This is a genomic window from Haloarcula amylolytica JCM 13557 (genome assembly GCF_000336615.1).
Taxonomy (GTDB): domain Archaea; phylum Halobacteriota; class Halobacteria; order Halobacteriales; family Haloarculaceae; genus Haloarcula; species Haloarcula amylolytica.
Genome location: NZ_AOLW01000063.1, coordinates 12,134 through 33,998, shown reverse-complemented (window position 1 = coordinate 33,998; position 21,865 = coordinate 12,134). Strand labels below are relative to the sequence as shown.

Genomic DNA, 21,865 nt, shown 5'->3' with positions numbered 1-21,865 from the left:
ACTGTTCCGACCCGTTTCATTACCCCACGGTTCAGAGACGGAGTTACGCACGAATGCAGGATTTCACTGTGGACGAAGACAGGCAGTCTCAATCTATCGGGTTTGACGCAACAGACCGGCAGGATCTCGTGGTGACTGTCGGTGTTCTTCTCAATCGGACGCAGGAAGCCACGCTCTTGGATGACCTCTATCAGACGATATACGATGACGGCTATCGCCCGTTCCGGACGAAAAGTCGTGACCTTTCACTACCCCCTGCAAAGGTGCAGGAGCTCCTTCTGCGGTGTAACGGGGAGGTCGGTATTTGCGTTCACCAAGACGATGTCAAGCTGCCATTTGCAGAGGCAGTCCACTCCGCGATCCTCCTTGACCAATTGAGTGTGACAACCGACGATACGATAGCCATCGTTGACGGTGATCAGGGCCGAGCAGATCAGCTGTATCAGACGGCCGTTGCAATCGACGTGGTTCCACCATCGATCACAAACTGCGCCCAGTCAGAGCTCTACTATCCACATCTCTTGTTGGCGGACCTTGTTGCTGGTGTTGTCGCAGATACTATTGCGGAGGACCCTACAGCTCTTTCTTCAGCTTCGGTCGCCGGACCAGTTGAGATGATACTGGAGACGACAGAGGAATCTCGAAAAGGTCGATGGGGGCGTGGATACTCTGCTGCTGCGCGTGGTGAAGGAGAAGTTCGACGAGCAACATTCGAACAGCGGTATGCAGGTACCGTCCGAGAACGCGTCAGCTGTTGGTTCCACGGGACTTTTGGGAAGACGCATGCCCCACCTCCGGAGAGTGATGGCGTTCAGCCGGTTGTAGGACGGCTCGAGGCGATGGGATGTAGCGATGTTGCTACCTGGCTTGCTGAGCAGTAGTGAAAAGGCACTGATTCCCGCCTCCACCCCCGTTTCCACGCGGGACCTCTCCGAGAACGCAATTGTGATGTGATGCGTCCCCGTTCGGACCGCGTCTTACCGGGCTGGCAGGAGCGGTGCGACGGGCTTCAAACGCCGGTGCCTACGGCGCTCCACTTAGTATGTGTGGAGGCATCCTATTAGAAGTTGTCCTTCACTTTTCTGCGCTTTACAGTACACCGGTCAATGACTCCGGTTTGTTGTAGTCGACGGCTATGGATTACTGAGTGAGGAGAGCGACTCAACATAGCCCAATAACTTCACTTCCCGTGGGGAAGGCCGTGTTCTCATCTGGTCTTACCAAACTTCTCTCCGGACTCTCCATCCGAGATTTGATAAGACAACCGCAGATATACATCACAGAACCTACTACACATCGTTAGATCAGATGGCTTCACCGGCGGCACAGGCGTATCCTCGAATCCGAGACGCGGTTGGATCTTTCGTCTCAGACGTACAGGACCACACGGAAGATGCCTACGAGCAACTCCCCACGACGACGATCACCGAATCCAATACGTTTCGCGACCGGAAACACGAATACACCGTCGAACAGCCGTCGAAAATCGTCCGTGATACGAATTACTTCAAGCATTTCTATTTCAGTGAACTAGCCGAATCACTCATTGACGACGGGCTCTCATTCTGTCCGCATCGTCGCGACGATATCGAACAAAGCCTTCACAGTAAACGCATCTTCAAACTCGCGAAGCTCACTCTCGATTATGCCGGCGCCGTGGCGTTCGACGAAGACGCATTTGACACCGCTTACGAGGATCACTTCGCACCACTCTACGAGAGCACTCACGTCCACCGAGTCGTGTTTCCCCTCCCGCGGGTAATTCTACGGCCAGACGATTTCAGAGAGGGATTCCAGCTATCGCTTGAGCCCCTTGAAGACTCGGTCGATAACGGCGAGTATGTGGCGTCTCTCACGGACGATCTACTGCTCTCAAAGATTCCTAACTTCGAGATGACGGCGATGCAGACGTACGGCACGCCCGGTATGATTACTCAACCGGATCAAACCCAGAAACGACTCGGGTGGGCGACGACTCTCGAAGTCGAGTTTGAGATCACCCATCGTCCCACGAAACACAATTCCGAGCATACGGGCCTCGACCGCAGCTGGACTGGGAATCAAGCGCTTTCTGAAGCGGCCGCGATCGCGAAACAGGTCGTTACAGCACTCCGGCTTTGGGCCCCGAAAGAGTACGCTGGGCTTGGCCCGGGATATCTCCTCCGTGACTCCTGGAAGACGTATCGCGGTATCAGCGCCGACGTCGACCGAGTGATCATTCCGGAATTCGGGCAACGCGGGAAATCATTCCACCGTGACTCTATTGAACTCCCGGAAGCCGAGCAAGACGTCCTCCGTGAGCACTGGCAACGAATCGGGCCGTATTGTACGTTGGAATATGAGACGTCGAATACGCTCTATCGATGCCTCACTCGGTTCAACCGAATGTACGAGCGGTCGACATCCGAAGACCAGATCGTCGATGCCTTTCTCGGCTTCGAAACCACGCTTATCCGTGGTGATCCTGGCTCAACGCTCCCAAACCGGGCTGCTGCTCTCCTCCGCGACCAGGATGACTGTGACCTTGATGAGATGCGGCCGTTCTTAGAGGGAGTCCGACGCATCCGAAACCGAATTGTCCACAATGATGCGAGTCTCTCTGAGGAATTGTCTGGCGACTATCCTGGCCCGAATGAGACTCGAGCATATCTCAAAGAGGTTCGCTGGTACTTGGCGCAGATTGTCATCGCTTATTCGGTGTTACTGGATACACCTAGTGATTCCATTCAGGCTGTCAATCAAACGATAGTTGATTCGAGGATCGACGAGATGGTTGAGGATGATCAGAAATCGATCCTACATACGCTCCTACGTACGTTGATTGGTCGCTAAGGGCTGCATTGGTCGGAGGTCAATATCGCAGTCCGGTCTGACGGAACACGGTCGTCTTACCAAATAATTCGGAATTTTTCCGCATTATGTTTGGTGAGACACGAGAGCAAGACATCACAGAATTATGTAGGGGTGGTGAGGAAGCCTGTATGAGACTGACTTTATGAGCAATCGAAATTGGCGAGAGAGAATCTCGGCGTGGGCCCGTTCACTCATAGTTCGATATCTCCTCCTCACGCTTACCGCGGCGGGGGTGGTCGCGACGCTGACTGCTCTCCTCAACCCGGCTGTTCAAACCGAGAATATCAGGGCGCTACTGACGACCTTAGCGACGGCAGAAGCCTCCGTTCTGGCAATCGTGTTCTCTGTCACCGTCGTCGCCCTACAACTGGTTGTGACGCGATATTCAGCCCGCCTCACCTCGCTGTTCGTCAAGGAGCCGTTGTTCCGCACGACGTTCGCGCTCTTCGTTGGCGCCATCGCGTTCAACCTGCTGGTCGTCTATCTGCTCCCGATACAGAACCGCCGCCTACTGAACGCAGTCGTCGGAATCGCGTTTGCGCTTGCTGCTGTCTCCACGTTTGCGCTCTACCAATTCATCCAGCTGATGATTCAGCGCAGTTCTCCCGACGATCTCATCTCGGTGTTGGTTGAGCGGGAACTCGCACCGAACGAATACCTTCCAGCGACCGCAACGGAATTCACCAAAATCGAGGTCCATCCGATTCGGCCACTGTACCGAACGATTGCTCGGGCAATCGAGCTGGGCGAATACCAAACCGCAGAACAGGGGATCGATGGACTTCGGACAGTTCTCATCCGAACGTTCGAGCACCTCGAGCGAGAATACTCCGAGGAAGACGCCGTACAGTACGCGTCAGCTGTTTCGACTGAGGTCCTCACGGAGTATGTCCCCCCAATATTGGAGCAGTCATACTCCCACGAGCAATACGACCTGGTTTCGGACGCAGTCGACGATGTCGAGGCGGCCGCTCTCGACGGGCTCAACCACGACTTTACTGACGTCGCCGAGGACGCTGCTGAGGGACTCGGAGACGCGTTCGATGCGGCGCCCTTAACGTGGGCAGGGAACCGTCTTAGAAACCCAGTCAAAGAATCACTACTCGAACTGACGAAAGCTACAGCCAGCGATGCTGAGTATACGACGTTCTTGGCGGTATCGCACCATCTGGATCATCAGATGGCGGTTCTTCTCCGACGACGACCGGACACGAACGTCACACAACGACTCGTCGGGGACTACTACAGCCGAGAGATGGGCGAAATATTCGAAGTCCTCGTTGACCGATACGGCGACGACGTGCAAAACAAAGATATCAATTGGATATCTCCTACAGAGGGTCGAAAGTGGACGCTCCCCGATGAGGCGGAGCCACTGCGACACGTCTGGCGTAAATATGTCCGCTTCACGCAGACCGTTCTCCGATATCGTGTCTCGGAGGAGGAGTACCCGTTTGTCGAAGGGTCAATCGACGATGGCTGGAAACGAATCACCGAATCTGCTGCCGATGCTGGGATAGATGGCCTGTCAACTCTGTGCTGTATTACGACGATCCAGCTCGCCTACCGTGTTGATCAGCTCGAGAATGGCCGTCTCGGAATGTGGACTAACAATCTTGGGCTCCTAAGGCAGGATTACGATCCAGCCATCGTTGATCGGGCCTTTGCACTCCTCAAAGCGGGTGAGCAGCCAGAGGGACGCAACATCTCAGTTCGAACCTTTGATTCTGCCTCCGATGACACAGACGAAGGATTCATCGAACGGTTCTTCGGAACTGAAGAGGAGGACACACCATTCGAGGAGTGGCTCGTCGAGTTCGAGGAAGACGTCCAGGAACGGACAGAATACCTCCAGGAGCGAGAATGACGGACTACCAGTTCGGAGAAGGTGATCGCGTCCGAATCGATATCCCTAATGAGACAGATCCGGACTAAAGCCGGCTCCACGGGCTGTAAGGCGAGATTGCCGCTATGTTGGAGGATGATGCCGATGCCGTTACGAGCGATGACCGTGACGCCGTGCCGTACCGTGTTCAGCTCGATATCCCTCGAAAATGTTTTCCCGGTCGCCAAACATCACAACGGACGGTTTCTGACGTATGACGGGTGGTAGCTGCATGGAATACGCTGTGCGTTTCACTTCCACCACGGTTTGTCAACCTTAATATTAAAACAGCCCGGTATTTGCAGCATGTGGAACTGGGTTATCACACAAGCAGCGTGGCTGGCTGGTGGATTGAAAACGCTTGTTGTCGGGTTTGTGGTCGGGCTCGTGAATCTCGCAACTAGCAAAACCGCGAAACGCATGGCACGAAGAGCCGGAGGCTCAGTAGCCTCGGCAGGGAGCGCAGCAGTCCACGGTTCTCTCTCAAAAGCCAGTAAATGGTTCCCACGCGCTCGGAAGGTCGTCGTTGTCGGAGCTATCGGTGGCTTTCGGCAACTGAAAACGCATTATAATAAAAACAGCGCGAAGTCGGTGCAAAGCATCCGAAACAGCCTCTCTCTCGTAGGAAAGCTCTCTGCCGCCACTTCAGTCGTCGTGACGTTTTTCGTTCCAGTAGCTGGTGTCGCACTCCTCATTGGGACCTACGTCGTTTTTTATAAAGACCCCGAATCACTCCCCTTGACTGTATTTAGCACAGATACAGCTATTGAGAGCTCTCTCGGTATCGGAACAGCACTGGTCGTGAGTCTGTTCCAACTGGCGGGAGCAACCCGAGCAGCATGGCGCTGGATCGTCTCACAATTCAAGTGACACCGACGACCTCGCCACCGGCTTTGATCTCAACGAACGGGTCCGGTCCCACTGGTGGAAGTAGACAATATTCGGTGGCGACACCGTGTCCAAGCTCACAGTTTCCAGTTTGATTCTGGGCAAGCATCCCACTTCAATCAGGGATAGCAGGTTTCTTCAAGAAATTGGTCGTGCTTCTTGCCGTAATCAGATTTAACTCGACATTTTGTTGTAGAGGGGGACAACGGACTGCTTACGATATTCAATGACGAGGGAGACATGACCGCTTCCAATCGCCGGGATTTTCACCACAGGGTCCCCTCCCAGCCTTCGGTCGTTCGGCCGGAGGCCTCACTCCCTTGGCGGCATCGGCCCCGGGTTACCCGGCTCGTCCACACGCTCCCTCGTTCGCTTCGCTCACTCCGTCGCAGTTCTACGGAGATCGAGCATACGCTCCCCAGGCAGACCGCGCCCGAGCCGACGCCGCTGATAGCAGGGTCACGCTTCGTGTGATTGTGGAGACAGAACCATGCTCGAACCGATGTCACTGCACGAAGCCGTAACGGAATACCTCGCAGATAGGAAGAACGAACTCGCGGAAACGTCCCACGAGAACCACCACTACCGACTCCAGCGGTTCCTCGAATGGGCTGACGAGACAGGCCTCGACGATATGAACGAGATCACCGGTCGGAAGCTCCCCCGCTTCAAGCAGTGGCGCTCAGAGGACGTGAACAACGTTACGCTGAAGAACCAAATGGGACCATCCGACATTCCTCGTCTTGTGTGAGCGGATCAACGCCGCTCCTAACGGTGTCCACGAGAAGCTCACGCTCTCAACGAACGGCCATATGGAGGACGTGAGAACGGACAAATCTCCCCCGACGAAGCAGAGGCCCTCCTTGAGTACTACGAGAAGTTCGACTACGTGACCCGCCGCAACGCGATGTTCTACCTGATCTGGCATACGGGGATTCGGTCGGGGACTGTGTGTGCTCTGGACATCAGCGACTACCACAGCGACGATCAGTACCTCGCCATTCGCAACCGACCCGAGACAGGGACTCGTCTCAAGAACCGTGACCGTGGCGAGCGTGAAATCAATCTCAAGAGAGGTGTGTGCGAGGTCCTCGACGACTATCTCGACCAGAACCATCCAGGGGTTGAGGACGACTAGGGACGGATGCCGCTCTTCGGTACGTCCGAGGGCCGGATCTATAAGAAGACACTCCAGCGGAACATCTACACGCTGACGCAGCCCTGCCACTACCTGAACGAATGTCCCCACGACCGGGATCTCGAAGACTGTGAGGCGACCAGCTACAACACCGCGAGCAAACGCCCGTCGAGCGTTTCACCGGACGCTTTGCGGCGAGGTGCTATTACCGCTCACCGGAACGCTAACGTCCCGAAAGAGGTTGCCTCAGATCGGATGGATGTTAGTCCTGAAGTACTGGATAAGCACTACGACCAAGCCACAGAGAGCGAGCGTAGGGAACGACGAGAAGAGTTCTTAAAAGATATCTGATAAGCTACTACTGAAGAGCTTCTTCGTCTTCAATAACAAGACAAGCAGGATCGCCACCACGTTTGATCCATTGTTTACCATCTATTGATAGTTCGAAATAGTCGCCAACTCTATTTACGAGGTTCGTGTTAGTCAGGGCTTCACAAGTTTCTGAAACAGTGTCGGTATCCAACCCAGAATTGTGACTGATGACATCAACCGGTACGGCTCCTGCTCCATATAGGTACTCCAGTACTCGTACCTTCTCAGCGTCCAACCACTTCGGTTTTGAATATACGAACGTATCTTCTGCTCTGGACTCACCCTCCCCTGTTTGGGTTAAGGGATTATTCCAGCCAGCATAGGCTTCTGCGTGGATTCCATACGACTCCTCTAATTCATTTGACAGAGCGAAGGCGCGCTTTCGTATTTCATTCCTCGTGAGTTCGATATCCGACTCCTCGAATATGGCTCGAAACCACTCATCAGGACTAACCCGAAGAGAGTGATCTGGTGTCTCCGGTTTATTCGGGAAGAGGTCCGAATAAGGATTTGAGATTGTATCCTCGATCAGTCTTCGCAAGAGCAACTCAAGATACGCGGCTTTCTCTCTGACGTTCTCGACTTCCTCACCCCGATGTACGACATTCGCTCTGTCGTGACTCAGAGTAGAGAGCTTGCTCCTCAGAGAATCCCCATCTACGTTCGGGATGTCCTCGTCATCAACTATATGTTTGATATTTCTATGAATGGCATCCGGAATCGACTCCTTCTTCGCCCATCCGATATTGTTCTTGATGCTGTTTTTTAGATCGTCCAACTCACCTTCTTCCTCATCATAATCATCAGTAGCGTAGACGAGATCCTCGATACCGTTTTGCACTCTGTTGTACGCTTCCAACTCATCATCTGTTAGCGCACTTTCTTGGTCGACACTCGCCTCCAATCCCGTCCAGAAAGCAACGTACTTGTCTTCCGGTGTAACTGTGGATTTACCGAGTCGATACCAGCGAAGAGCGCGGTCTAATTGACCATTGGTCTCCAACTGCTCTTGAATATTCGAATACGTATCAGAGCTAATGTCCAAAATATATGAGTTAATTTGCGGGACACCATCTGTAGTCGATTGATTAGGTACGTCGGTTGGGACTGGATCGTATGGCTCACCTAAGACAATGCCTTGCTCTGTGACAAAGCTTAGAGTATTTACAATACGTTGCGCTTCTTTTCTCCAGACATTTTCCATCCGGTCGATGATCTCTTCTTCACTATCGGCTGTGTCGGTGAATCGCAGTATCCCAGAAATATCGGATTGTCCTGAACGTCGTTGGATTCTACCTGCGCCTATTTTTCCACTGGTTGATATTTGAGTTGGACCGTACAATCGGTATCTAATGAGGTACTCGGTCACACGTATACCAACTCACCAAGTATAATCATAATTGCGCCCTTGGAGTGGTGATTTATTCTAACGGAATAGCCACGTATTGGAACCTGCTTTCTCAGTTTGTGTATTGGATTGCGACGAAACAATCAACGTAGCTCGAATGTTCCCTTTGGACAATTTGATCACTCCGTTGTAGTCGGGAACAACGCAGTGACCTTCTCTGGTCGTGATTATCGCCACATGCTCAACCGATCAGACCAACTAACAGTTGAAATTTGGCCCCTTGGGGTCAGGAAGGGGACAATAGGTTGCCTCTGACAGTTGAGTGGACACACTGGGTCGAGGGGTAATCGATTGAATAGGGGTGTGGCCACACCAACATTGGAATTATATATTCAATCACAAAAATTGGAGGGTAGAGATGTAGAAGGCCTCCTTGTAGTAACGCACACCGCAGACAAGAACCGAAGAAGCGAAGCCGACCGATAGTCCGACAACCTAAATATGAGCTCAAAGATTACGGTTACAAATTCTTGACCACGTCCCAGTTGTATCGATTCATTCAGAAGAGCCAACAAGAGGAATTGTCCACGGAAGAGATAGGAGAGGCTCTGCGAGAGTCAGAGCTATTGTTGAAATTGATTAACGAGCATCTCAGTTGGTTTATGAGTATTCGTTTATTATCCGTGCGCCGACTCGGAAGATGTCGAAGAGGGTGGTTGCAGCGAGTTTGAAATTTGTCGAAGAATACTGAATCTGGCCGTGAGCTACGCGGTTTCGAATGTTTTGACCCGCAGTATCGGTGTACCGGTACTGTAGATACTTACCGAAGTTCGTGCTGATATCTTCTTCAATCAAGCCGAACAAACCACCCAATCCTTTCTGGTGGTACACTTGACCCTGATTCTTGGTCACAGACTTTCCCATTTCCTCGTAGACGTTTGCTGTAACGCTCTCTAACCGGGGAATTGCCAAGTGAATTGATTCAGCGTATCTTTCCTCGAAGAAGTTGATGAGAGCATCTGTGAGGAACGCCTCATCCTGTATTGACACTCCGGGAATCAGCGTTAGAACCATGTAGAAGTCGGATTCAGATAGCAGATTATCATCGATTAAGCGCTGAAGCGCCACGGCCAAGGTATGGTTCGCCATATTCAATTCATCCGTATACCCTGCCGGTGCTCGCTCTCCTTCCTGAGTCATTCCTGGTTCAAAACCGACGGAATCGCCTTCAACAGAAAGCACGCTTTTAGGAAGCATATTGGCTCCGGGTGTTTCACCCATATTCTCGGTGGAGGCCTGAAAGTCTCCCTGGCCGATAGGGGCGTATAGCAGATTTGCGAGTGCTTGCCAAGAGGTGTTATCTTCACGAACCTGTTTAAATTGGTCAATAATACGGGAGACATCCTCGCCTACATCTACTTCGCGCTTTCTGACCGGCATTTCTTCCGCCGCCTGCTTGTTGAGTTCGCGGATTTTCAGCCTCCACTCATTCTCTTTTTCGTCGGAGAGAAACTCCTGACATTTTGCCACTCCTCTTTCCAAAATATCGGCTTTTATCATACTGTTCGCAGAGTTCTTCTGCTCGAACTCATCCTTGTATGTCTCAATCAACCGTTCCTGCTCGTTTGAGACTTCTTCGCCCAAGTGGCTCTTGATAGTAATCTGGTAGTCGATATAATCCCGTTCGCTCATGTACTGCTTATCACTCTTCAGATGCTGAGCTCGATCCTCGATAATGTCTAATAGAGAGTTGATGACGTCTTCGTCCATCTCATCAAGGTGTTCAAGCATCTTTCTCACATGGGTTCCTAGCTGGCCAAGGTGAACGTCAGATTCTCCGTGGAAATGAGTATTGAGGAAGTCAAGGACTTCATCGAACGGATCTGTGGGATCGAAGCCTCCGAGTTCCTCCCGGTACTCTACAGATTTCAGAAGTGAGTAACTGGCTACACTGTTCCACTCCTCTTCTAGAGCCAATTCGTACAAGTCATCTAAGGCGATCAATGCAGCGTTTATACCTGACTCAAACTCTTGATGGTCGGAACTCTCCCATGTATCAAGGGATTCAATCAGGTGGTAGATAGGGTGTTCTGCATCTAACTCCTCCAGTTCGTTTTCAACCATCTCGGAGTGATCTCTATCAGATTCAATCACTCTGATGATCCGGCGGATATCCATCTTTAGATGATAGTCTTTCTCGGGGTTGATTTTGGCCTGTTCCAACTTATCCGAAATCATTTAGTGTTGATTGAGTGCTTAGACTGTTATACTTCTGGGGAGGGTAATCCCGGTATTACTAATTCCACTGGCTGGCTGTGCCTATGAGCGTAGTCCGGGTTCCCGGAAGATATCTTCATTGAACTTCGAAATGAGGGTCCTACCGAAGTTACTGTCATAACATCAATTGCCACGGACGGTTCGGTCGTTCTTGAAGACGAATCATCAGTAGATCCTAATAACACTGAGAATGTGTATTCAACCATCTCCAAGACTGGTGACTATATTCTCACGATCTCCCTCAATGATTGACCAGAGCAGGAGTACCCATTCAATATCGAGGACTACGATCTCTGTAATGGCTCTAATATCAGTGTCTGGATTGATGATACCGACATTCGAATAGGTATCGAAGAGTAACCATGCTCAATCAACCTATCTGTTTATTCGATATTAGAATCAGTATGCAGGTACACTGAACAACTGGTTCGGCCCAATAATCCTGAAATCAACTGTGTGAGTCCTGTCCTTTGGCTTCGTTTCTGCGAATTCGATCTCCACACGTACCTCTCACGTTAAGCAGAGATAACAGCTCTCTCAAAGAAAACTGCTCGTGATTATCGCGCTAATCACAACCGCGTAGAGGGAATCATCCAGATCGGCGGATTGCTCTCTAGTTTGCAGAATTGACGAGCGAAGTCTGCGTCGTCGTTGGATCGGGATCAAGCCCCAGCACGACCGATTTGAGGGGTTGGTAACGGACTGTGTCACCCGTCTCAGTCAGTTTTTCGAGCGTCGTCCCCTGCAGGTGAGCGACCAGCGACAGCACCGGCCTGACATCTGGATGCAACTCCAGCCACTCGTCGAACCGATCACCGCGTCCTGTCACAGCCAGCGTCAGTTCACCGCCGTAGTCGATCTCCCAGTGTCCTAGTTCGTAGAGAACTTCGGCGATAACGGCCATTTCGTCGGAGAACGCCGGCCCGTAGGCCGTTGTGTCCACGTCAGGTGTAGGAGTTGCAACTCGCGAACTGCTGTCCTCGCCGCCGAACGGGAGACAAATCTGCATTCCGTCGCTCGACCGGGCCCAAGGTCTTCGCGCTGGATGACGCCGGCGGCTTCGAGGTCGGCGAAGAACTCCTCGTTGTTCCTCAGTGTCTGTGTCGAGATGTCCAAGAGGTCTGCAAGGTTGCCCGTCGCCAGCGGTTCATCGACATCCAGCAGTATCGCGACGGTTTCCGAGACAGACTGGGGGCCAATATCGGGCAGGAGTTCGGCGATATCGAGTATTAGAACCCGTAACAGCCGGACACAATAGTCTGCGAGACCAACCACTTTCAAAGTGATACCAGCAGAGGATATCCTTGATTGTTATACACGTTAGAATGAAAGTACAGGTATGTCGACAGCATACGAATTGGTCAAGTTCGCTACGGAGGCAGACATGGAGTTGTTTTTTGACCCGTCAGTTGATCTGGAGGTGATGGATTACGTCTCCACAGCGTCGGATGGGCAGGAACGAGAATATCAGCGGCTACTTGAGAGTCAATACTCAGTTACCGATGCTCTTGCAGAAGCTGGAGGAGATCAACCGGGTCCGCTCAACAAATCTGAGTTTCGTATTCCAGACCAGACTACACGCCAATATCTCAGCGAGATGGAAACCGGCGAAATAGCTGACGAACTACACAACCATCCAGCCGTCACACGTGCAGTGATTGTTAGTCTCGCTGATGCCGGCTACCGGACACCGGGGGATTTTTTCTCTGAGTCGGCCGATCACATCGATATTGCGAAAGATGCCGGTCTCGAACGGGATGTCGTTGCAGCAATTGCGAAGGATTTTGTCGGCGGATTTACCACTGGAACAGAGTATCGGGATACCGATGGCCCGTTTGCCGACGTAGAGCTTCGTGATTCATTTGCTGGATGGTCACTCCGACCCGTGGATGACAGCGACTCCGCAGTACAGTGGGTCACTGAAGGACGGTTTAATCTGACTATCAAATCCTCTGGCAGCCGGTTCTCGATTGTCGTAAACACACCAGAAGACGAGAAGCACCCATACTACCGGAAAGGAAGAGAAGTGCTGCTCAATGCCGAAAAATCCGATGTCGAGCACGTACTTGAGAGGGCGTACGAGTGGTTAGATGAACACGAAATTCCACCAATTGAAGAAACGGATTTGACTGATCAACTCTACGTTGGTCCAGCCACGCATGACTACCTAGTTCTGGAATATGGTATCTTATCGAGATCTGAACTCCAGAACTTTGCCGAAGACAACCCCGAAGAGGCGAACGCCCTTCTTCAGGAAGGTGCGTTGAGCGATGTGGAGTCAGAAGGCTAGCTACTGATACGACAGACTCACTGGGCTATTCAGCATCAAAAACGGAGTTGTTGCTTCAGCTTCTTCGCTGTTGCCGGGTCGTCTATTTTCCAATAGTCTTCTACCTAACTGGCTTTACTTTCACTCCCCACTACCAATCTTCTTTTGTGTGCCTATTATGGATAGAACATGGACACTGCGGGCTATACAGAACTTATTGATCGTTTTCAAGAATTTTACCGCGAGTACTATCGGCATGAGATCGGCGAGTTAGCACAACGGTATCCCAATGACCAGAAATCACTGTATGTTGACTGGAAAGAACTCCAGCAATTTGATCCAGACTTAGCAGACGATTATCGCACTAAGCCCGAGCAGGTACAGGAATATGCCGAAGAGGCGCTTCGACTGTACGAGTTACCAGTCGAGGTGTCATTAGGACAGGCCCACGTCCGGATTCGTAATCTCCCCAACACGGAGCCAATACGCAATTTACGCCACGAACATCACGGAAATCTCATCGCGATACAGGGGACTGTGCGAGGGGCGACGGATGTCCGTCCAAAAGTTATTGAGGCAGCATTTGAGTGTCAGCGGTGTGGGACACTAACTCGGATTCCACAGGTACACGGTGAATTCCAAGAGCCACATGAGTGTCAGGGGTGTGAGCGACAGGGGCCGTTCCGACTGAATACGAATCAGTCACAGTTCATCGATGGACAGCAGCTCCGCATACAGGAGAGCTATGCTGGATTGCGTGGAGGAGAGGACCCACAGTACGTAGATGTGTATATCGAGGATGATATAGCAGGGGCGGTAACGGCTGGAGAACAGGTCACAGTTAATGGCATTCTGAAACTGGATCAACAGTCTGATGGCCGGCAACGGTCGTCACGGTTTGATCTGTATATTGACGGCCTGAGTCTGGAGGCGGGCACAGATGCGTACGCTGAAGTGACGCTCAGTGACGACACGAGAGAGAAGATCGTCTCACAGTCAGCAGAGCCCGATATATACGAGCAACTTATCGACAGTATCGCACCATCCGTCCACGACAATGAGACAATCAAGTTGGGGATTCTGCTGCAACTGTTCGGAGGAATAGACAAGGAATTCCCCGATGGTGCACGTTCGCGAGGGAATATTCATATGCTCCTCGTTGGCCCATCGAATGGGACGGTTGATCGGCTCGTAGAACGAGGAGCCAGTGTAGCCCCACGCGCAGTGTCTATCAGTGGTACGGAGACGACAGCCGCAGGATTAACTGCCGCAGCCACACCCTCCTCGGATGCTCCAGGCGACGACCCTTGGACGCTGAAAGCTGGGGCGATGGTCATGGCTGACCACGGACTATTGGGACTGCATGAAGCGGGCGCGTTGTCCAACGATGCACTCGCGGCACTGGGCCGGACAATGGACGCACAAGAAGTGCAAGTCTCGAAGGCGTCCCAGACACAGTCGTTGCGTGCAAACACTGCTGTATTAGCAGCCGGAACACCATCGTCGGGTGGCTTCGATCAGTATCAGCCCCTTAGACAGCAAATCGGCCTCACTCCCGAGCTGGTCTCGCAGTTTGATCTGGTCTTTACAATCACCGATGACGACGTCGATGATGCAGATGTAGCCGACCACCTGATCGATGTGGCCAGAGCAGCTGAAGGGGCCATCGGAATGGAACATGAGCACGGCACGCCTCCAAAGCCAAAGTCGGAAACGGCCAGTTTCCCCGCACCGGATGAGTTTGCCCCACCAGTCGGGGGCGAACTCCTGCGCCAGTATGCTGTCTTTGCGCGCCAGCATTGCTTCCCGGCGATTACAGATGCTGCAAAAGAACGGCTGACTGAGTTCTATGTCCAAGTTCGAAAAGAACAATCTGATGAGCCGGGGCCGCTGGCGGTCACCGAACAAACGCTTGAGTCGTTAATCCGACTGACAGAGGCCAGTGCTCGGGTCCGGTTAGCCGACATGGCCGAGAAAGCGGATGCTGAGCGGGCGATTGAGGTGATGGAGGCTTCACTGGAAGACACTGGAGCAGTGATTGATAGTGGGGAATTAGACGCCGAAAAAATAGTTTCGGGAGAGGTAGAGGATGCATCAGATGAGGAATTGGTGCTGTCGATGATCAAGGAATTAGAAACATCTGATCAAGGTGCCAACCCGGAGAAACTGCTTACGGCTGGGATAGAGGCCGGCCTATCAAAGGCAGAAGTCAAGCAGGCTCTGAAGAATGTAAAGCAGCGAGGGAAGGCGTATGAGCCAAACGAGGGGGAGCTTCGCTCTACATAGACCCTGTCCAATTGATCGACTCGGTTACTGGTGCTGGTAACTTCGGTTTGCAAATTATCAAGTTCTAAGCGGATTTTTATGCAAATATGTCGGACGACGATTCCCATTCTGCTGTTGAGCTTGTCGAAGAGGCCGCCGACCACCTGCAGACCAGCTCTGAGCACGAGCGCCGAGCTAAAGAACTGAGTTATCAGGCTGAGGAAGAGCTGGAAGCTACACTCGCGGAAGAGTTGCCAGATTCAGTAAAGGTCAATGTTGATGCAGAAGCAGACAGGGAAGGTGCGCGGTTGGTAGTTAGCCTGTATGACGATGCAACAATGGAGACCGTCAGTGACGTTGTCGGCGATGATGTCGGTGTCGGTTCGCCCCATCCACAGCAGTTCATTATTGGGGACGATATCGTTGGAGAAGAGTCATCTCAGCGTGAGCGGATTCAGAACGTTAAGGAGATAATTGCAGATATAGAGGATCGATTCGATGCAGGAGCACCGGTACAGCAGGTGATTCGAGATGCCAGAAGGATTGGAATGGATAAGTCGGAAGCCAAACACGAGATTGACAAGCTCAAGCAGAAGGGAGAGGTGTATGAGCCACGCACCGACTACCTTCGAACGACTTGAGGTACTTTGACGAGCTATCTGACGGTGTTGTCAGAAGCTTTCATCTCCCGGTAGCCGTCGAACGGCATAGCTGAAGCTAACAGCCGGCACAATGGCGTGCCCGCGGGCGTGCTGAGAGCGGTTCAGTGTGGGGAGTCAGTCAGCGACAGTCCCTCCATCAGTCAGTGCCGACGGCTGCTGGCCGCCACCATAGGAGCCCAGCGTCGTCTCGCCGCTGTCAGCAAGCTTCGAGTCGCCGTCGGCGTTCGCGAAGTGTCGAATCGTCCGAGCCATGTCCGGATGGTCGATTTCGAGTTCGGTCAGATTGAGGCGCAGCACCTGTTGTCTGTCTGGTTTGCCGGTCCCGATTCCGAAGTGCTCAGCAGCTGCTTGCATCACTTCATGCATCGTTGGTCTCGAAATCTCGTCGTCGAACACCTCCTGACGTAGTTCTCGCTCAGGGAGCGTCACGTCCTTTGAGGACGTCGCCAGTGCCCGACGTCCAACGGTGTAGATGAGACGGCGCTTCATCTCGTCAGTATCCAGTAGGTCAACCGAGCGGCGGCACTCAGCGGGCGTTTCGTCGGGGGCGATCTCCTCGGCCTGATCGCGAGAGATCCACAGCTCCTCGTTGTTCGGGTGGCGTTCGTAGTCGAGGCGGTCGATCACGAGGTCACGGTACTTCTCCAGCGTTGGGTCAGATGCTTTCGGTCCCTCGGCGGCGATGTTGTGGATGCTCTCGTTCAGGACCGCATCGGTGAACGACTCGCCGACATCGTGGCAGATGGCGATGGTCTTGCGCTGGACGCTGCTGAGACTATCGTCAGAGTCGTTGTTGAGTTCGCCCAGCATAGATTCGGCGTCGTCGACGACGCGGTCGAGTTTGTCTTCCACGCGGCGAGATCGCCCGCCATCGCGATACACGTTCAGTGCGCGTGCGAGGGCGACGCCGTAGTTGTAGTCCGTGTGTTCGTCGACGTATGCACAAAACTCCTCTTTGAGTATCGTCCCGACGCGGATGCCGATGCGGGTCGGTTCCTGGGACGCCAGATCAGATTTTATTTTTTCGCTGGCGTGGTCCGGAGAGCGGCCGGCGGCTGAGACGAGTCGGTCAACGAGCGTCTCAACGCGAGCGTAGCCGTCCGCGTCGATGTATTGCTTCATCGCGAGTTCGGCTTCACGGCCCAGATAGCCCTCAGCAACCCCGAATTGGGATTCAACGTGGCGACGGAACTGGTCCCACTCATCTACGGGAACCATCCAGTCTAGTTTCGAGGTGTCCCGCATCAGGACTCCACCTCCCGAAGGGTGGACCCGCACCCACACACCATCTTGGTGTGTGCGGGGGGGTTCACACCCACACCACACACACCTTCTTGGTGTGTGGGTGGGGTGGGGGTGCGCACCCCCACCCCGCCTGCGGTTGCGTCTTGCGACGGACCGCAGTGCGGGTAGACGGCCTGACGGCCGCCTTCGGGGGTCCAGGGGACCCCCGGGGGACACTCCATTCTGCCGCGCAGCAAAAAAATAAAATTCTGCGTGCGGCGGTCGTTCGTGAACGGTTCTGACTGTATGCCTCTCTGGCTACGCTCTCGTTCGTGGTGCTTCATATCCATCCTGGTTAGTGAGCACCCTCCGCCTCTCGACGGCGGCAGATATGGCTGGGGATACCTGTTGCTGGTGGGTAACGCTTAAGCCATTCTGCCGAGAAGGAACCGGTACAGACAGCGTGGTCGTTCCCAGCGATTCCCGCGCCAACGGGTTCGAGCTGGGAACGCCGGTCCGTTCTCAGGCAAGTTGCTTTCTTGTAGTGTCTTCTCTGTCCTGCGACTTGCACATCCGGTGACTTAAAACCGCTAGGAGCGTCAGACATCCGTTGACCCCATCCGGTTGAGGGATGCCTGTGTCCGTTGCGGCTGTCAGCGGTGCAGGTCTTGTCTTAAACATAAATTTCTAGACTAGACGTATATACCTTATCATGTCAGCAAAGTGGTACTACTTTCGATTTACTTACCAACTATATAGTCTATATTGTCTAGATTTGTACTGCATAAGATAAGTGATAAGACACCGAATATGAGGTCTGATTGCACCCTCGGTGCTACATTAAAAATCAAGCAACAGAACGGGTCCGTAGTATCCTCTATAATACTTAGTATTATAGAGGATCAAGGTTAAGTTGATAGACAAGATTTTAGTTAATCCCACTGTCATAATTTGCTGGCGTATTCAAGACAGAATTCAACAATAGTATAAGAAAACCAACACAGAATCCGTAGCGGATTACCGGTGGGGAATCGGTGGACAAGCAAGACCGCAAAAACAGAGACATCCATGTCAACTCAAACCAACGCATCGAACGCATCGACCACACAACCAACACTCTACACGCACGCAAAGCGGCGATTCGCTGACGCGTGGCTCACGCCCGGCGTGCNCATCGAACGCATCGACCACACAACCAACACTCTACACGCACGCAAAGCGGCGATTCGCTGACGCGTGGCTCACGCCCGGCGTGCGACAGACAACGCAGTTACTGCTGCTCCTCACGCTATTTGCTGGCTCGGCGATGGGCCAGACCGACGTCGGGAACATCTACTGTGACACTGCTGTCGAGGACGGCGTCAACGTCGTCTTCGGCGCACTGGCTGGTCTTGGCCTGCCAGCAACGATGGTATTCGTCGGTCGCAGTGGCCTGTCGTATATGCGGGCCTCTGGCAACCCGAACCAGCAAAATGAGGCCCGCCGGGACCTCATCCTCTCGCTGGTCGGTCTCGGCGTCGTCGTGCTGGCAATCGTGGCTCCAGAGCTTATCACGAAGTTCGGGGACAACGTCGGCTTCGGCTTCTCGGACTGCGTGACCCCATTCTAGGCACACGATGGGACTCCGCTCACTGCTGATGATCGCGGCCCTTTGCTCGCTGCTCTCGACAGCCGCAGCTGCGGGGCCGGCGTCCGCTGGTGGCAACCCAGCCCAGATTGAGCGGGGGACGGCACACTCCGACACGAGTCACGGTGGCGTGGGGGTACTCCAACAAAACGCCACCGCACCGAATGGCTCCAGTAGGGAGGGAACACAGACGAATCGCACTGACAGTAACGACTCCAGCGTCCGAGACCCAGTAGGCAACGAGACAGCAGGCAACGGGACAACAGCCAACGGAACCGAAGGCAACGAGTCCATCGACCGAGGGTCAGCAGCGAACCAGACAGATGTGAACAGGTCCGTCGAACTCGGAGCAAGGCAGAACCTCAGCGCGCACGTCTCGTGCTACGAGAACGCCTCGGACCCGCCGGCCAATGCGTCAGTGGGAGAAAACGCGACAGCAGGCGTTGTGCCTCCGAACAGGTCCTACAACCACAACCACACCTTCTTCCGGGCGCTGTGGTCTGGCGACCCTGACCATCCGAACCTCACACGGGCTGACCGGGCCGAGGCTGAGAACGGCACACTGGCCGTCCTCCCCTCATGCACGGGAGATATGGTTTCTCGCGAGCCCTCGAACACAACACTGTGGAACCGGCCCGAACACGACTCGTTCCGGACTGGCATCGAGAACGCCTCCTACCCAGTGAACGTCACGGACACTCGCTCTGGCATCTGGATTCGTGACGCCTACGTCGCGTTTTTCAGCATCGAGCCATCGACGGTCGTCCATCAACAGGGAGGCACGGAACGGCTGGTCCGTCCGAACGGGACCGTTCGTGCCATTCACGACTACCGGGTATTCATCTCGGAGTTCTTCGAGGACGACTTCCGAGTAGTGAACACGTCGACGAACACGACGCTGTACGCCAACGGTACTTCGATGGACAACAGCACTGCCGCCCAGCCCACGCTCAACTACACTGAGATCAACGGGACCACGGAACTCCAGTTGGTCACGACGATCTCGACGAATATCTCGGAGATTGGCGATGACGAGATTGACGAGTACGAACTGACGGTCACGGACTCACGGACGGTTCGAGTAGAGAATCTCTCCGAGCGGGCGATGGTCGTCGAGCCCGGCGTCGTCCCCAACGGCAGAGGGGCCACGACCGACGACTATCGGATCGGGACTGTAATTCCCGGCAGCTGGCAGAGCGTCCAGTTCGATGGCGGATACGAAGTCCAGAGCAAGTGGCGGTTCTATACTCGCTCACCGCCCGGGTGGGAAAACTGGTCGGAGAACACGACGACGCCAGTACGACCGCTCGAAACCCACGCTGTCCGAACGACGGAAGGCCCGGAAGTCACGGTCAACCGCGTCCAAAACGAGAGTTCCGACGGCTGGCGGTTCGTCCCATCGCTCGAAGCGACGTATCCGGTGAATGCGACTGCAAACACGACGGGGAANCGGCTGGCGGTTCGTCCCATCGCTCGAAGCGACGTATCCGGTGAATGCGACTGCAAACACGACGGGGAACACGACCGCTACCGCGACCACCAGGACGACGCTCCCGCCGGAGATTCGGATCAACCGTTCGGAGACGTTCACGACGGCGGATCGGTTCACGATTCGGAGTGCGGAACAACTCCGGACGGAGAACTTCGAAATCAACGGACTGGTTCGCGGGAACAGCATCGAACAGCCAGCGGACTCGACGAACCCGACACCAATCCGCGAGGTCAATATCACTTCCGAGGTCGTCAACTCGACCGACAACTCGACGGACCTGCTGGTTCGGGTCGAACCGACAGTTGGCTTCCCGATTGCGGCAGGGAACGTTACTGTCGCAACGGGGCAGTCCCGGGTCAAACAGTCACTGTCTGGCGATGATGAGATTACGATCACCGTCGACCAGGGCGAAGTCTCCTCGGCGATAGTCACGTATCGCCCGGCTCAGATCTGGTGGGAGCAAGGGCGTGCTGTCCCGGTACGAGACACCCAAGAGCGGGTCGCCTACGAAGTGAATCTTCCAGACCTNTGGTGGGAGCAAGGGCGTGCTGTCCCGGTACGAGACACCCAAGAGCGGGTCGCCTACGAAGTGAATCTTCCAGACCTTGCGGAGTTCATCGACCTCGCTGTGGTGACGCTCCTGACGTTGTTGCCGGCTGTGCTGGCGCTGTATGGCTACGACGTCTGGACGAGAGGCAAATTTGTTGGTTGGTATAATCCATGACACACAAGAATATACCACGAAACAGCAGTATCGACCGCAGAACAGTGCTTGGACTCCTTAGTGGGGGTCTTGCCGCGCTTGCAGGCTGCAGTGGGCTGTCTGATAGCAGTGACGGAGGTGACGGAAGCGCCGGCCCGCCAGAAGAGCAGTCCGACTACATCGAAGAGACGTCGATTGAGATTGTCGAGAACGGCCGCCAATTGGCTCTGGAAGTGGCTGTGACTGATGAGATCGAGCCCTCATCGGTCAGCATCATCACAGAGTCCGGTCGAGAGTTCGTCAGCGACTATTTCAGCCCCGGTGAAACCCGGACCAGCCTATTGCTAACGGCGGGAGATGATAAATACAAGCCATTGCCCCGGGGCCAGCACACACTCTATCTCCGTGGGGATGACGTTGAAACCGAAATCCCACTCGAACTGGGCACTACATTCGAACTTGAGAAAGTCGTTCCTGCCACTGAACATCCAGACGTTCGTGAAGGCCTCGGCCACTTGGTGGTGGTTATCAGGAATGTGGGTGAGCGAACCGGTGCAGCTACCCGCACATTAATGAACGGGAAAGAAAAAGAAGACGTGTTTGTCCCGGTAGAGCCTGGTGAAACCAATGTCGTCAGATATTTTTCCCTCATCGAAGACACCGTTTCTTCTTGTCCGAGAGTTGATGAGAGCGCTAAAAGAGATGAGCAATTAACCGTTGAATTCCTTTGGAGCGATCCAGTCATGTTCACTCAGACGATCAGCTATGAAAATTCATCTGGATGCAAGCGGACTCTGATTGGGACTCCTGAAGAAGTCACTGCTACCTCAGTAGAGACAGAGACGGAGACGGAGACGTAGCA

General features: G+C 53.7%; 16 protein-coding genes and 1 pseudogene. 13 read left to right on the top strand and 4 right to left on the bottom strand.

Annotation, left to right across the window (positions count from 1 at the left end):
• The first annotated feature begins 53 nt into the window (after nucleotides 1–53).
• The 7 genes from C442_RS19680 (at nucleotide 54) to C442_RS22710 (ending at nucleotide 7,115) form a co-directional block, all read left to right on the top strand.
• Entirely contained in the window at nucleotides 54–881 is an 828-nt protein-coding gene (locus C442_RS19680; protein WP_008313584.1) for a hypothetical protein, read from the top strand.
• A 427-nt stretch (nucleotides 882–1,308) separates the two neighbouring features.
• Nucleotides 1,309–2,832 carry a hypothetical protein gene (locus C442_RS19675; protein ID WP_008313583.1) on the top strand — a complete coding sequence of 508 codons (1,524 nt, stop codon included), beginning with the start codon at nucleotides 1,309–1,311 and terminating at the stop codon, nucleotides 2,830–2,832.
• Between the two features lie 163 nt (nucleotides 2,833–2,995).
• Entirely contained in the window at nucleotides 2,996–4,720 is a 1,725-nt protein-coding gene (locus tag C442_RS19670) for a DUF2254 family protein (RefSeq protein WP_239642344.1), read from the top strand.
• Nucleotides 4,721–5,044: 324 nt separating this feature from the next.
• Complete coding sequence (locus C442_RS21680; RefSeq protein WP_152418503.1) at nucleotides 5,045–5,608, top strand: hypothetical protein; 564 nt, start codon at nucleotides 5,045–5,047, stop codon at nucleotides 5,606–5,608.
• A 508-nt stretch (nucleotides 5,609–6,116) separates the two neighbouring features.
• Nucleotides 6,117–6,377: a hypothetical protein gene (locus C442_RS22720; protein ID WP_008313580.1), complete on the top strand. Its 261-nt coding sequence runs from the start codon at nucleotides 6,117–6,119 to the stop codon at nucleotides 6,375–6,377.
• Nucleotides 6,378–6,461: 84 nt separating this feature from the next.
• Nucleotides 6,462–6,764 (top strand): site-specific integrase, encoded by a 303-nt coding sequence (locus C442_RS22715; RefSeq protein ID WP_275039417.1) that lies wholly within the window; start codon nucleotides 6,462–6,464, stop codon nucleotides 6,762–6,764.
• Between the two features lie 6 nt (nucleotides 6,765–6,770).
• Entirely contained in the window at nucleotides 6,771–7,115 is a 345-nt protein-coding gene (locus C442_RS22710) for a hypothetical protein (protein ID WP_239642342.1), read from the top strand.
• Between the two features lie 7 nt (nucleotides 7,116–7,122).
• Here C442_RS22710 and C442_RS19660 read toward each other — a convergent pair whose 3' ends face one another.
• The 3 genes from C442_RS19660 to C442_RS22705 all read right to left on the bottom strand — a co-directional run bounded on the left by C442_RS19660 (nucleotide 7,123) and on the right by C442_RS22705 (nucleotide 11,770).
• Nucleotides 7,123–8,505 (bottom strand): hypothetical protein, encoded by a 1,383-nt coding sequence (locus tag C442_RS19660; RefSeq protein WP_152418502.1) that lies wholly within the window; start codon nucleotides 8,503–8,505, stop codon nucleotides 7,123–7,125.
• 639 nt (nucleotides 8,506–9,144) lie between these two features.
• Nucleotides 9,145–10,722: a DUF4209 domain-containing protein gene (locus C442_RS19655; protein WP_008313577.1), complete on the bottom strand. Its 1,578-nt coding sequence runs from the start codon at nucleotides 10,720–10,722 to the stop codon at nucleotides 9,145–9,147.
• 652 nt (nucleotides 10,723–11,374) lie between these two features.
• A complete protein-coding gene (locus C442_RS22705) occupies nucleotides 11,375–11,770 on the bottom strand; it encodes a hypothetical protein (RefSeq protein ID WP_239642341.1) in 396 nt (131 codons plus the stop codon).
• 330 nt (nucleotides 11,771–12,100) lie between these two features.
• Between C442_RS22705 and C442_RS19640 the strand changes: the two genes are divergently transcribed.
• The 3 genes from C442_RS19640 to C442_RS23145 all read left to right on the top strand — a co-directional run bounded on the left by C442_RS19640 (nucleotide 12,101) and on the right by C442_RS23145 (nucleotide 15,936).
• Complete coding sequence (locus C442_RS19640) at nucleotides 12,101–13,051, top strand: hypothetical protein (RefSeq protein ID WP_008313572.1); 951 nt, start codon at nucleotides 12,101–12,103, stop codon at nucleotides 13,049–13,051.
• A 168-nt stretch (nucleotides 13,052–13,219) separates the two neighbouring features.
• Nucleotides 13,220–15,316 carry an ATP-binding protein gene (locus tag C442_RS19635; protein WP_008313570.1) on the top strand — a complete coding sequence of 699 codons (2,097 nt, stop codon included), beginning with the start codon at nucleotides 13,220–13,222 and terminating at the stop codon, nucleotides 15,314–15,316.
• A gap of 86 nt (nucleotides 15,317–15,402) precedes the next feature.
• Nucleotides 15,403–15,936 carry a hypothetical protein gene (locus C442_RS23145; protein ID WP_008313568.1) on the top strand — a complete coding sequence of 178 codons (534 nt, stop codon included), beginning with the start codon at nucleotides 15,403–15,405 and terminating at the stop codon, nucleotides 15,934–15,936.
• A 135-nt stretch (nucleotides 15,937–16,071) separates the two neighbouring features.
• On the opposite strand, the gene C442_RS19625 is transcribed toward C442_RS23145, so the two are convergent.
• A complete protein-coding gene (locus C442_RS19625) occupies nucleotides 16,072–17,202 on the bottom strand; it encodes a hypothetical protein (protein ID WP_008313566.1) in 1,131 nt (376 codons plus the stop codon).
• Between the two features lie 1,123 nt (nucleotides 17,203–18,325).
• On the opposite strand from C442_RS19625, the gene C442_RS19620 reads away from it, so the two are divergent.
• The 3 genes and pseudogenes from C442_RS19620 (at nucleotide 18,326) to C442_RS19610 (ending at nucleotide 21,863) form a co-directional block, all read left to right on the top strand.
• A complete protein-coding gene (locus C442_RS19620) occupies nucleotides 18,326–18,790 on the top strand; it encodes a pilin (RefSeq protein ID WP_049943124.1) in 465 nt (154 codons plus the stop codon).
• 7 nt (nucleotides 18,791–18,797) lie between these two features.
• A pseudogene (locus C442_RS19615) lies at nucleotides 18,798–21,024 on the top strand (hypothetical protein).
• Nucleotides 21,021–21,863, top strand: a complete 843-nt coding sequence (locus C442_RS19610) for a hypothetical protein (protein WP_049943123.1) — start codon at nucleotides 21,021–21,023, stop codon at nucleotides 21,861–21,863. The pseudogene C442_RS19615 and the gene C442_RS19610 overlap by 4 nt, the downstream one beginning before the upstream one ends.
• Nucleotides 21,864–21,865 lie beyond the last annotated feature (2 nt).